General features: G+C 47.0%; 11 protein-coding genes. 3 read left to right on the forward strand and 8 right to left on the reverse strand.

The features are described from left to right. Window positions 1-3: 3 nt before the first annotated feature. The 4 genes from JO375_RS11825 to spoVAC form a co-directional block, all read right to left on the reverse strand. Window positions 4-963, reverse strand: coding sequence for an AAA family ATPase (locus JO375_RS11825; RefSeq protein WP_229524659.1), 960 nt, complete (start codon window positions 961-963; stop codon window positions 4-6). A 204-nt stretch (window positions 964-1,167) separates the two neighbouring features. Then, complete coding sequence (gene spoVAE / locus JO375_RS11830) at window positions 1,168-1,524, reverse strand: stage V sporulation protein AE (protein ID WP_229524660.1); 357 nt, start codon at window positions 1,522-1,524, stop codon at window positions 1,168-1,170. Continuing rightward, the gene (gene spoVAD, locus JO375_RS11835) at window positions 1,521-2,543 is read right to left on the reverse strand and encodes a stage V sporulation protein AD (protein ID WP_229524661.1); all 1,023 of its coding nucleotides are present in this window, start codon (window positions 2,541-2,543) and stop codon (window positions 1,521-1,523) included. Before spoVAD ends, spoVAE begins: the two co-directional genes overlap by 4 nt. Continuing rightward, window positions 2,543-3,046, reverse strand: a complete 504-nt coding sequence (gene spoVAC / locus JO375_RS11840; protein ID WP_229524662.1) for a stage V sporulation protein AC — start codon at window positions 3,044-3,046, stop codon at window positions 2,543-2,545. The genes spoVAD and spoVAC overlap by 1 nt, the downstream gene beginning before the upstream one ends. A gap of 182 nt (window positions 3,047-3,228) precedes the next feature. On the opposite strand from spoVAC, the gene JO375_RS11845 reads away from it, so the two are divergent. Further along, window positions 3,229-4,308: a M42 family metallopeptidase gene (locus JO375_RS11845; RefSeq protein ID WP_229524663.1), complete on the forward strand. Its 1,080-nt coding sequence runs from the start codon at window positions 3,229-3,231 to the stop codon at window positions 4,306-4,308. A gap of 128 nt (window positions 4,309-4,436) precedes the next feature. Here JO375_RS11845 and JO375_RS11850 read toward each other — a convergent pair whose 3' ends face one another. Together JO375_RS11850 and JO375_RS11855 are read right to left on the reverse strand one after the other, a co-directional pair. Beyond that, window positions 4,437-5,153 (reverse strand): metal-dependent hydrolase, encoded by a 717-nt coding sequence (locus JO375_RS11850; RefSeq protein WP_229524664.1) that lies wholly within the window; start codon window positions 5,151-5,153, stop codon window positions 4,437-4,439. A 153-nt stretch (window positions 5,154-5,306) separates the two neighbouring features. Next, window positions 5,307-6,458, reverse strand: a complete 1,152-nt coding sequence (locus JO375_RS11855; RefSeq protein ID WP_229524665.1) for an iron-containing alcohol dehydrogenase — start codon at window positions 6,456-6,458, stop codon at window positions 5,307-5,309. A 276-nt stretch (window positions 6,459-6,734) separates the two neighbouring features. Here JO375_RS11855 and JO375_RS11860 point away from each other — a divergent pair, with 276 nt between their 5' ends. Beyond that, window positions 6,735-7,448, forward strand: a complete 714-nt coding sequence (locus JO375_RS11860) for an expansin EXLX1 family cellulose-binding protein (RefSeq protein WP_229524666.1) — start codon at window positions 6,735-6,737, stop codon at window positions 7,446-7,448. 215 nt (window positions 7,449-7,663) lie between these two features. Next, window positions 7,664-9,925, forward strand: coding sequence for a helix-turn-helix domain-containing protein (locus tag JO375_RS11865; RefSeq protein ID WP_229524667.1), 2,262 nt, complete (start codon window positions 7,664-7,666; stop codon window positions 9,923-9,925). A 103-nt stretch (window positions 9,926-10,028) separates the two neighbouring features. Here JO375_RS11865 and JO375_RS11870 read toward each other — a convergent pair whose 3' ends face one another. Beyond that, a complete protein-coding gene (locus tag JO375_RS11870) occupies window positions 10,029-11,570 on the reverse strand; it encodes an extracellular solute-binding protein (protein ID WP_229524668.1) in 1,542 nt (513 codons plus the stop codon). Window positions 11,571-11,681: 111 nt separating this feature from the next. After that, window positions 11,682-12,575 carry a carbohydrate ABC transporter permease gene (locus JO375_RS11875; RefSeq protein ID WP_229524669.1) on the reverse strand — a complete coding sequence of 298 codons (894 nt, stop codon included), beginning with the start codon at window positions 12,573-12,575 and terminating at the stop codon, window positions 11,682-11,684. Window positions 12,576-12,582 lie beyond the last annotated feature (7 nt).

Here is a 12,582-nt window from a genome sequence, read left to right on the forward strand (position 1 = left end):
TCCCTAAGAACGCTCCATTCGTACGGGTACATGAACCTGCTGAAGAACAGACCGGAGCACGGACGGGGCGTTGGAATGATCAAGACGCGCTTCAGGAAGCAGCAACAAACGGTGCGTCAGCACATACGGTGCCAGCGTCTTCACATCATCAGGCAGCACATAATCACGGTTGTCCAAAAAAGCGTACGCTTTGGCCGCCATCACAAAAGCAAGTGCCGCCCGCGGACTGGCTCCCAGCAGCACGGATGGATGTTCTCTCGTCGCATGCACAATATCAAGTAAATAGGACGTCACTGCCTCGTCCATGTAGATTTCCCGAATTTCCTGCTGGATCTCAGCAATCTGATCCATATGGGCTACAGCCTCCAGACGGTCTGCCGGCTGCCCCACCTGATGGTAAAGCAGCATATTGCGCTCCGTTTCCATATCAGGATAGCCCAGACTGATTTTGAGCATAAAGCGATCCAGCTGTGCTTCAGGCAGCATATAAGTACCTTCAAAATCAATCGGATTTTGTGTCGCACACAGCATAAAAGGATGAGGTAACATATGCGTTTCCCCATCCACTGTCACACTGCGCTCCTCCATCACTTCCAGCAGAGCCGATTGAGTTTTCGTCGTGGCCCGGTTAATTTCATCGGCCAGCAAAATATTCGTCATTACAGGACCCGGACGGAAATAAAAACGTTCATCCCGTGGATGAAATATGGAAACCCCCGTAATATCACTCGGGAGAATATCAGGATTACATTGGACACGGCGGTAATCACCGCGCATGGATTTGGCAAGAGCCTTGATCATTTGCGTTTTTCCCGTACCCGGAACGTCCTCGATCAGAATGTGCCCACCCGCCAGCATAGCCGTAAGCAGTAATTTTATTTCAAAGGATTTTCCCAATATGCATGATTCCAGATTAGAACGGATTGCAGATACAATCTGCGCAGATTCTTGACGTACGGGCATAACTCAGTAAACCTCCTAGATCGCAACATGTTTCCTATTATTGTACATGAAGGCGGGCACAGAGTACACTTAACTCCTTTCCTATATCCTTCAAAATGTATCTTTCTTCGCATCATGCGTGAGTATAGCATATCAAAAGCCCTACGGTCATCAGACCGAAGGGCTCATGTATATACTTATTTACTTCAATTATGTGTATTTACATTATATACTTCCCTTTGGACGAACAAACAAGCTTGCCAGAAAAGAGAAAATGATTGCCGAGGAAATCCCTGCACTAGTCAGACTAAAAATCCCTGTAATCACACCAAGCCATCCGTCCTTCTCCAATTCGGTCAAGGCACCATGTACGAGTGAGTTGCCAAAACTGGTAATTGGAATCGTCGCACCTGCTCCTGCAAATTTGATAAGCGGATCGTAGATCCCGATACCATCTGCAATGGCACCTGCTACCACCAACGTACTCATCGTATGTGCGGGCGTCATTTTGAGCCAATCCATCATTAACTGGCCCACGACACAAATGGCACCGCCAACTAAAAAAGCCCAAAGATATATCATACTTGTTCCCCCGCTTCGAAAGCTACAGCATGTGCAATGCAGGGAATACTTTCCCCCTGTTGTGTGGACAAAGGAGATAGCAAAGCCCCGGTTGCCACAACCAGTACCTTTTGCAGTTCTCCCTTTTCAATCCGCTTCAACAAATGTCCGTAGGTTACCACAGCCGAACATCCGCAACCACTGCCGCCTGCAATAACTTTCTTTTGCTTATTGATATCGTAAATCAGTAAACCGCAATCATTAAATTCCGTCTGATTCATATCATATCCATCTTTTTTTAGCAGTTCCTTGGCAATCGGCAGCCCCACTGAGGCTAAATCCCCCGTTACAATGAGGTCATAGTAACCAGGGTCCCGGCCTGTATCCCGAAAATGGGACAACAAGGTATCTGCTGCTGCCGGAGCCATAGCTCCGCCCATGTTAAAAGGGTCTTTGATGCCCATATCCATAACGCGCCCAATGGTAGCGCAATCCAGCACTGTCCCCGTCTTGGCATGTCCCACCACTACAGCTCCTGAGCCTGTAACCGTATATTGAGCCGATGGCGGCTTCTGTGATCCATACTCGTTAGGATAACGGAACTGCTTCTCCGCCGTACAGTTGTGACTGGTCGTACCCGCCAACACATAGTCGCCCGCCTCTGAATCCACAATCAGCGCGGCCAAGGCCAAGCTTTCCATTGAGGTTGAGCAGGCTCCAAAAACACCCAGATAAGGAATGGCTAGCTTGCTGGCCGAAAAGGAACTGCTGATAATCTGATTCATCAGATCGCCACTGATAAAAAACTGTACTTCCTCTTTGCTTAGATTGGCATTTATTAGGGCCAGCTCAGTAGAATGCTCAATCAATTGGCGTTCCGCTTTTTCCCACGTTTTCTCGTTAATTTCGATATTGTCATAAATATAATCAAAATCTGTGGACAACGGCCCCTCGCCTTCATCCGGACCCACCACGGTTGCACTCCCAATAATGCGCGGTCTCGACTCAAACTTCCAGGTTTGTCCTCCCTGTCTTCTCATTAGTGATGCCCCCCCAAACCGAGGATGGCATATATAACACCTACGACAAATGCGGCCACAACCCCGAATACAACAACCGATCCTGCAAGTTTAAACATATTTGCGCCCACTCCGAGTACCAGTCCCTCAGAACGATATTCCAATGCAGCCGAACACATCGAGTTGGCAAATCCTGTAATGGGTACAGCGGTTCCCGCTCCCGCCCACTGGGCAATCTTATCGTAGACCCCAATGCAGGTTAAGATGACCGCCAGCAGGATCATCATGGAGGAAGTCGGCGCCGCAGCGTCTTTGGCAGAAAGGTGCATCCCTGCCATAAAAGCCTCCTGAATCGCCTGCCCAATCACACAGATGACGCCCCCAACCAGAAAAGCGCGCACACAATTGGCAAATACCTTCCTAGAAGGTTCATGTTTTTTGAAAACACTCTGATAGTCCTTCTCATTTATGGACAGCGGAGACGTATTAGTTCGAAAACTGCGTTGCCCTGATTTAGCTGGCATCATTCACCACCCCTTTGACGTAAATTCCGCACTTGGCGGCTCTGATTGTTGAGGCTGTATCATTATTAGCTCTATGGGGAACTGTTATGTCAGGAAAATGATATCATGGACATTCCGTACAAATACATTCATACTTGAATACATGCGACCACTGGTTAATTAGTAAGGAGTGAGGTACCAACATGGAATCAAAAACATTGGAATTGTTTAAAACTTTAACGGAGTTTCCGTCCATTTCGGGTCATGAGCGAGAGCTGCGGGCATGGGTAAAAGAGCGGATATCCGATTATACGGATGAAATCGTGCAAGATCGGCTGGGCAGTCTTTTTGGTGTTCTGCGCGGTGAAGAAAGCGGACCACGTGTAATGGTGGCAGGCCATCTCGATGAGGTCGGATTTATCGTGAACGGCATTACGGAAAATGGAATGATTCGTTTTCAACCGGTTGGAGGCTGGTGGAGTCAGGCCATCATGTCTCAGCGTCTACAGGTGCTGACTCCAAACGGACCGGTAATCGGCGTAGTCGGCTCTGTCTCGCCACACCTGCTTGATGAAGCGCAACGCAGCAAGCCAATGGACATCAAGCATATGTATCTGGATATCGGCGTGGACAGCCGCCAGGAAGCACAAAATCTGGGAATCGTGCCTGGCACGGCCATTGTGCCGATCTGTGAGTTCACTCCACTCGCGAATCCTAAAAAAATCATGGCCAAAGCATGGGATAACCGTTATGGTGTAGGCTTGGCGATTGAACTACTGGAGGCATTACATAAGGAAAAGGGCAAGCTTCCTAATACGTTGTTTGCAGGAGCTACCGTTCAAGAGGAAGTAGGACTGCGCGGGGCACGCACAGCGGCCAATCTGATTCAACCGGACATTTTCTTTGCGCTGGATTGCAGTGCAGCCAACGATATGGGCGGAGATCCAAATGCATACGGACAGCTTGGCAAAGGCGCACTGCTGCGGGTATTTGATCCGGGAATGATCACACATCGCGGGATCGTCGAATATGTACAGGATATGGCGGACACACACAACATCAAATATCAATATTTCATTTCTACAGGAGGAACGGATGCAGGTCAGGTCCACTTAAGCGGAATTGGCGTACCGTCTACCGTTATCGGCATTTGTGGACGATACATTCATACATCCTCATCTATTATTCACACCGATGATTATGATGCCGCCAAAGAGCTAATCGTCAAGCTAGTTCAAAATCTGGATCGTACAACGCTGAATACCATCATTGAACGAGCCTAGTTTTAACATAAATTTACATCATATCCAAAAAAACAGTCAATGCACGGTACAACGTGTCTTGACTGTTTTTTTGGATTCAAAGAATGGCTGTAAAGTCCTCGCTTTAATAGAAATATAGGATGCAAGACTCACATCAAATGCTTATAACGAAGCAATGCAATCACGACAAGTATTGCTGTCAGAGCAATGCAGACGTTTTCTACCTTTGCTCCCTTGCGGGTCCCGGTGCTCATCAGCTTAAACCGCAGCTTCCATTTGAACGGCGGTAAAGGTTTAATACCGTTATTCGTCAAGGAATCAGCCAGCAAATGCAGCAAATACGCCATACCTCCGGCCAGCCATATGCTGTCTCCGTGCAACCGGGTTGTTGCATACAGCAGCCCGGTCCAGGCCGCTGTTCCATACACCGTGTGTGTCAATCCCCTGTGCGGGACAAGTGTACAGATAATCAGCAGACATCCGGCAATGTAATTCCACGGCGCATATGCTTCCCCATACCAGGCTATGCCAATGCCAATTAAAAAGATAATGACCTTGCGCATGGATCGTGAAGGCATAAAAGAAGCGCTGATCATCAGCAGAGCCAGAATCAGATTCCACGGTGGCGGGGCCATGGGGGTAAAAAATACCCATCCGGCAGCCCCAATCATCAGAAGCTGTATGAGTCTCAGCATTTTGGCAGGCAACGCACGACTCACGAGCATTGAGTTAGGCTCGTCAATATCCGGCAGCAGTGAACCGACTACAGCGGCAGCCACGGCAGCCGGAGTCACTTCATATCCACTCAAAGCTAATACCGACAGGGAGACCCCGGTTCCAATAATCAAATGGGCTCTTCCCATCATGGTGCAAAACATCCTTTCGTTGCAGCATAAGCAGAGTTCAACATCACTCTGTTTCAATCAGCATGATTCGATTGTATACGACAAACAAAAGGAGAACAATAGTTCGCTTATTCTATTAAAAGACATCGTTCAAAAGTCCCAATATACACACGCCTAAAGTATTTTTTGATACAGTGCAATAACTTCCTCCTTGGTCGGCTGAAATGGATTGCCTGGTGCGCATGCATCTTTCATAGCATGATCCGCTAATAAATCGAGGTCGGGATCGGTCACTCCAAGTTCAGACAAGCGTTCCGGGATTCCAACCTCCTGAGCTAGACCCCGAATGGCATCCACCACAAACTCGGCACATTCCTCGTCAGTTCGCCCTTTAACCGGAAACCCGATCGCCTTTGCGATCGGCCTGAATTTACGGGGAACATGGCGTGCATTGGCCTCCTGCACATACGGCAGCAGCATCGCATTACACACACCATGCGGAAGATCGTACACACCGCCGAGCTGATGGGCCATTGCATGCACATATCCCAAGCCCGCATTATTGAAGGCCAATCCTCCTAAAAAAACAGCGTATACGAGCTTTTCGCGGGCTTCGATATCCTGACCATTCTCCACAACGACAGGCAAATAACGGAATATAAGCTCGACAGCAGCTAAGGCTGTGGCATCAGTAACTGAGTAGCCTCCGGGAGTAACCAGTGCTTCGATCGCATGTGTAAGCGCATCCATACCTGTCGCTGCAGTTAATTCAGCCGGTTTTCCGACCATTAATTCAGGATCATTGACAGAGATGGATGCCAGACTGTTTTTATCAACCATCACCATTTTGACCTTACGCTTCTCATCTGTAATCACATAATTAATAGTAACCTCGCTGGAAGTCCCCGCCGTTGTATTCACCGCTACAATCGGAACGGATGGCCGCTTGGATTTGTGAACGCCTTCATATTCTGAAATATGACCTCCGTTCGTAACAATGATACCTATCGCTTTGGCCGCATCCTGCGGCGACCCGCCGCCCACCGAGACGATAACATCACATTCGTTTTCCTCAAATACCTTCACACCTTCATGAACATTGTCACAGGTAGGGTTAGGCTTGACTCCGTCATATACGATATATGGAATTCCATGCTGCTCCAACACAGCGATTACCCGATCAGCAACCCCGTTTCGGCGCAGCCATTTATCTGTCACGATAAGCACTTTCAAAAATCCTTTCTCTTGCAGCAGTGGTCCCAGATCCCTAAGACATCCGCTTCCCATTAAGTTCACAGGCGGTACATAAAAGACATTCGTTCCCATACTCAAAAGCCTCCTCTATGCTTATCGTTCTTCAGTCATCCCTGCCTTAAATTATCATGCTACATCTTATCGATCCTATCATTGGTTTTATAAACTGTCTGCGAAAAAAAACACATTTCCTAAAAACATCCCTTTTGACCTATGCCTCCTATGTTGACAAATTTCTTCTATATTTTCTTTTTGCCTTAAAGCCCTATTGAATAATTTGAAATATTATGTAATATAGTGTTTATATTTACTGTATATATCTATTAAATTACTAAGGAGGAAATAATTATGAAGAATAATGTTGCGTTCCGCAAGCTTAAAACCGTCGGTCTGACGTCGTTGCTCAGTCTTGCTTTGTTCGCTCTTCCCGCCTCTGCAGCTTGGAATGGTACATACACGGGATACGCCACCTATACAGGATCAGGTTACTCGGGAGGAGCATTACTGCTTGATCCCGTTCCTTCGAATGCCAAAATTACAGCTCTTAACCGCACCCAGCTGAATTATAACGGAATCAAGGCCGCATTAGCCGGAGCCTATCTGGAAGTTCAAGGTCCCAAAGGGAAAACAACCGTATATGTCACGGATCTTTACCCTGAAGGTCCAAGCGGCGCGCTTGATCTGTCTCCGAATGCATTCAGCCAGATCGGCAATATGGTTGATGGAAAAATCAATATTTCGTGGAAGGTTATCAGGGCTCCGGTTACCGGCAATGTCTCCTATCGCATTAAAGAAGGCAGCAGCAGATGGTGGGCAGCTATTCAAGTACGCAATCATAAATATCCGGTCTTGAAAATGGAAGTTCAACAGAACGGACAATGGCTCAAACTTGAGAAACAGGACTATAACTACTTTTTAGGCACTAATTTAGGGAACCAGTCTCTGAAAATACGGATTACAGACATTCGCGGCGTAGCGCTGAATGATACCATTCCAGCTCTCGCGGAAAATGGCTCAGGCGGGGCCTATATCGTTAAAGGCAACGTGCAATTCCCTGACTAATTCCAACCGTCAATTCATTCATTGAAACGGACAAGTCCGGCCGGGAACCGACGTAATCCAATCTGCGTATGGTGTTCCCAGCCTTTTTAAGAAAAAGTTGTGATTTTTCACAAAAAATCGGTTTGTTTACTGTCTTGTTCATAACAACATACGTATAATGAATACATAAATAGGGTGTACTTTACAGCTTGTGTACACAGACAGGAGGCCTGCCCATGAGCAATTTCAAAAAGCATCACAAGCTTCACAGCAAATTGCTGATCAGCATCACATTATGCATTACGCTAACGTTGCTGGTATCTACCACTGTGTATTATTTTTACTATATTCGAGTGGAAAAGGAGCAGGCGTTCGAAGCCAATCACAGCAGCCTGACATTGAGAAGCAAAGAGGTCATTAACATGACATCTATCGCTCAATCGCTGGCATTTCAAATGTACCGCAGCAGCACCCTGTCCAAATTGCTCTATTATCCCAAGCCCAATGTTTATGATGTAACCGCTGCCATGACCGAACTAAATAATTATCTCAATTCCATGCCTTATATCGAATCCATCTATGTGTATAATCCCAAAAGCGGTACCTTCTACATTGCATCCTCACAAGGACAAAACGGGTTATTCAGCAAAAACGAGCTGGCGGACACAGATATCATTCGGGTGCTGGAGCATTATCAGGACTATAAACCGTTCACACCTATTCCTCGCACGTATCCGCTGCTGTCTGCCTCAGACTCCGAAGCTGGAGCAAAGCAAGCAGGCACAGATATCGCAGCTTATACGTATTTATGCTATGACGCAATCAACTCGAACGAAGCCATGAATTCGGCTGTGATTGTCAATGTTTCTGCGGCTTGGATGAACAAGGAAATGGCGGAAATCCTTGTATCGGGTGGAGCTGCTTATATTTTGGACGATCAAGGCACACTGTTGTCCGGCACAACCCTGACAGAAGAATCTTTGGACGAAAAAGAACAGTTATGGCTGCACACACGCGTAAAAAAGCAGACAACAGGCTATTTTGTAGAAGGTTTTCATGGTAAAAGATCACTTATTTCCTACACCTCGCCAGACGGACTGGGCTGGCAGTATATTAGTGTCACCCCTTATGAAAGCGTTGTCAAAATGGCGAGCGTCATTCGCAATGCCATGCTCCTGATCGCTGCCATCATTGCACTGGCAGGCTTCGTAGCATCTTGGCTGCTGTCTAAAATGCTATACACGCCGATCGGCCAGATTGTTAATCATATGAATTCACTGGAATCGGAGAAGCGCAACAGCATATACACGATGCGGCAAAATATTTTACGGAATGTTATTGGGGGAATCCAATTGCTCCCTAGCGGAGAAAGGCCGGAACGGCTGCATGAACTTGGGATTACATTCCAGTTCGATAAAGATTACCGTCTGGTCCTGTTGCGAATCGATGACTATGCCCGATGGCGCAACGAACGTGGTTCTGATCTTCTCCCCTACAAGTTTGCCATTATGAATATTGCTTCTGAAATATGCGGGCAGACGTACCGGGTAGAGACTGTTGATATAGATGAGGATAGCATTCTGCTGATGCTCAACATTCTTGATCCTGCAGAGTATACAGACCCTGTGCTGCTCGAAACCCTGCTGCGGCAAATCCGCGAGGCCTGCATTGAATATTTGAAGCTGAGTGTTTCACTCACCTATAGCGCGATCACAAGCCAGCCGGAACGGCTGCATTTGCTGTACCGTCAGGTTCGGGAGGCATCTATGCACCGATTCTTTCGGGGACATGGCTGTATTATTAATGCACAGCACACAACAGACGAAGAGGTGCAAAATACTTATATATACCCGGCAGATAAGGAAAAGAAAATGCTTGATACGCTCCTATCCGGTCATACAGATGATGCTCACAGCATGCTTGCAGATTTGCTGATGCATATGGAGGAATATCCGTTTTCCACCGTTAAGATCGCGATATCCCGGCTTATCATGAGTGTGAATAATGCCACTCGGCATATGAGCGAGCGAAATGGATTCTCCGTGGAATCCAGGACCGAATTACCGTCCCCGGATCGGTTAGAGACTGCCGTGGATCTGATCAAGCATTACCATTTGGTCTTTGATCATATTCGCTCCGGTCTGACGGAAAAACGAAATACGAAGCAGGAACGATTGGTGCGGCAAATTAATGAGCGAATTGAGCAGGCTTATGCCGATCCCGATTTTTGCCTTAATCAGATTGCGGAAGAACTGGATAGGTCACCGATCTATGTCAGCAGGCTGTATAAGCAGCAAACCATGTCTACCATCGTAGAGGTCATACAACAGCTGCGCATCCGCAAAGCCTGCGAGCTGCTGGAGCAGACCGATTGGTCGGTGGCTGACGTGGCCGAACAAACCGGATTTGCGAGCAGTTCCTATTTCCACCGCATGTTCAAGCGCAGCTTGGGCGTAACCCCAACAGATTTTCGCCGTTCTAAAGCGAATGCACAATAAGTGAATAGACTGACATAAAAAAGCAAGCCCCCAGCTTTCTGGAGACTTGCTTTTTTCTTCTTTCGATCACAACAACTTTTGAAATCTCGCTCACCTTGCCAAACTACTTAATCCCCTTCTCCCTTACGTAAGCTTCCCATTGCTTGGTGTATTCCGTCTGAATTTTCTCCAATCCAGCCTGGTTTGCCTTTTGCAAGAAGGTTTGCAAGCCTTGATCCACGTTGTCAATCAGGCCAGCCTGGAGCGGATACAGATATTGCTTCTCAACCTGCTCCAAAGCCGCTTTTTCAGCTTGATAGGTCGTATAATCCTCTGCAAAGCCGGTAAACAGATCAGGCTTCTGGATTTTATCCAGCTCGGCAAAAATCTTCTTCACACGGTCAAAGCCTGAGTCAAACAGCATATATTCCGGGTTGCGCCAAGCCCAACTGTTCATGCCTTCCCGCGAAAAACCGTTGGTACTGCTATTACCTATCATTTGATAGTAGCCATCTTTGACTTCATAGTTTTTTCCTTCAATACCATATTGTGTGAGCAGGTTATAGCGTTTGTCGGTCACAAGCTTTTCATAGAAGGCCAATGCGCGCGCCGGATTAGGACTGCTTTTTGGAATCGCAAAGCCGTTATGAATCGGATGCACCGGAGTTGCAAAGCCCGTCGTCAGCGGGAACGGATAATATTCAAGCTTCCAATTCGGGTGAGACGCTTTAAGTTTGATGACCATATCATTATACCGGGTTGGATTGTCACCAAAAATACTTGCAGCTTTACCGGAAGTCACTTGATCCTGGAGCGTATCTTTTACGTTCAGTACATTTTTAGGAATAAATCCTTTATCCGCCCAGCGTTTGTAAGTATTCAGCTCTTCTTTTTGCTCATCGGACCCCCAATATTTATAAACCTCTGTTGGTTTTTCATATTTAATACCAATGCCGTAAGGCAAAGCTCCTATGCTCTTTGTTACCAGCTCGGAATAGCGGTCATGCAGGTTCCCTTTAATATCGCTGTTCAGCGAGGCCGGCTTCATATTAGGCTCGTGCTGACGGATACCATCTATATAAGCCTCGTAGCTCTTTATATCCGTAGGCTTAGGCAGATTGTATTTCTCGCGTAAATCCTCGCGCCACACAAAGCCGTCTGTCACATACTCCTTGTATGTTCCAGGCACAGTGTAAATTTTGCCTCCGATTTTGACGCCATCCCACATCTCCTGAGGCACAAATTTTTGCAGAGCAGGTGCGGCCTTCGGCAGCAGATCGTCAAGCGGCAGAAATGCGCCCTTCTTGGCATAGGCCTGATACTGCGTCCAGTCTGCGGTAAATATCAGGTCAATCGGCTGACCCGAGGACAATAACAGCTTATATTTCTGATCCCAGTCCGTCCATGTCGTATAGTTAAACTTGACGGTGGCATTCAGATCCTTTTCGGCCATTTTATTGATCTCAGCCTCAACTGCCGGCAAATCCTTTGGAGCATCGCCCAGCATATAAAATTGCAGCTGCACTTTTGTGGACTTATCATCCTCTCCGTTTGCTTTTTGTGCGCTGTTTCCGCTACCGCCTCCACAACCGGCTAATAGCGCCATGATGACCATTACTGCAACCAGGATGGACATGCGTTGCTTTCTAGTCTTTGTAAATGTCATGTGAATCCTCCTTTTGAAATGGCTGTCTGTTTAAATAAAACGCTTACAAAAAGTGCTGCTTAGATGGCACAACGTTGGCACATCATGCCATCGTAAGCGATATATCCCGGTTTAGCCTTTTACCGCCCCAATGGTCAGGCCCTTGACAAAATAGCGCTGAATGAACGGGTACAGGAGTAAAATAGGCCCGGTAACCACGATCGCCATTGCCATTTTGGTCGACTCGGTCGGCATGTCATTGGAAAGTGATACCCCCGTACCAGCCCCCATTTGGGCGATAAATTGCATGGAATTAATTACATTATACAGATAATATTGCAGCTGATATTTATGCGGATCATTAATAAAGAGTGAAGACGAGAACCAGTCATTCCAGTATGCCAGGGCCAAAAACAGCCCAACAGTGGCAATCCCCGGCGTGGATAGTGGCAGCACAATCCGGTAGTAGATCTTGAAATCACCCGCACCGTCAATTTTGGCCGACTCGAACAGCTCTTCCGGCATGGAGGAACGTATAAAGTTTTTCATCAGAATGATCAGAAACGGAGTCATCAGCCCCGGAAAAATAAGCACCGTATACGTATCCAGCAACCCAAAATACTTCGTCAGCATAATGTACCAGGGAACTAACCCGCCCCCGAACAACGTCGTAAAGTAAATATAGAATGAAAATGCGTTGCGGTATTTAAAATCTTTGCGTGCCAGGACATATCCTGCCATCGTCATCAGAAAGAGCCCCAGCGTCGTGCCTATGACCGTGGTAAAAATCGTCACCCCGTATGCCCGCAGCACCTCTTCCGGAAAGGTGAACACCGTCCGGTATCCTTCCAGCGAGAATTGTTGTGGAATAAAGTGATATCCATCTCTGATAATCGACTCATTACTGGTCAATGAGGCCGAAATGATGAGCAGAAACGGGAGTAGACAAGCAATAGAAGCCATAATGATAATCGCATAAGAGATGATTTCAAAAAGCCGGCTGTATGCATCCTCTTTAATCGCCATCCGTTTG

The sequence above is a fragment of the Paenibacillus farraposensis genome, from assembly GCF_020736845.1.
Lineage (GTDB): Bacteria > Bacillota > Bacilli > Paenibacillales > Paenibacillaceae > Paenibacillus > Paenibacillus farraposensis.

What these genes read in the sequence shown, in the direction of transcription:
- JO375_RS11825 (WP_229524659.1), bottom strand. Translation starts at nt 963, where the DNA reads ATGCCCGTACGTCAAGAATCTGCGCAGATTGTATCTGCAATCCGTTCT.
- spoVAE (WP_229524660.1), bottom strand. Translation starts at nt 1,524, where the DNA reads ATGATATATCTTTGGGCTTTTTTAGTTGGCGGTGCCATTTGTGTCGTG.
- spoVAD (WP_229524661.1), bottom strand. Translation starts at nt 2,543, where the DNA reads ATGAGAAGACAGGGAGGACAAACCTGGAAGTTTGAGTCGAGACCGCGC.
- spoVAC (WP_229524662.1), bottom strand. Translation starts at nt 3,046, where the DNA reads ATGCCAGCTAAATCAGGGCAACGCAGTTTTCGAACTAATACGTCTCCG.
- JO375_RS11845 (WP_229524663.1), top strand. Translation starts at nt 3,229, where the DNA reads ATGGAATCAAAAACATTGGAATTGTTTAAAACTTTAACGGAGTTTCCG.
- JO375_RS11850 (WP_229524664.1), bottom strand. Translation starts at nt 5,153, where the DNA reads ATGATGGGAAGAGCCCATTTGATTATTGGAACCGGGGTCTCCCTGTCG.
- JO375_RS11855 (WP_229524665.1), bottom strand. Translation starts at nt 6,458, where the DNA reads ATGGGAACGAATGTCTTTTATGTACCGCCTGTGAACTTAATGGGAAGC.
- JO375_RS11860 (WP_229524666.1), top strand. Translation starts at nt 6,735, where the DNA reads ATGAAGAATAATGTTGCGTTCCGCAAGCTTAAAACCGTCGGTCTGACG.
- JO375_RS11865 (WP_229524667.1), top strand. Translation starts at nt 7,664, where the DNA reads ATGAGCAATTTCAAAAAGCATCACAAGCTTCACAGCAAATTGCTGATC.
- JO375_RS11870 (WP_229524668.1), bottom strand. Translation starts at nt 11,570, where the DNA reads ATGACATTTACAAAGACTAGAAAGCAACGCATGTCCATCCTGGTTGCA.
- JO375_RS11875 (WP_229524669.1), bottom strand. Translation starts at nt 12,575, where the DNA reads ATGGCGATTAAAGAGGATGCATACAGCCGGCTTTTTGAAATCATCTCT.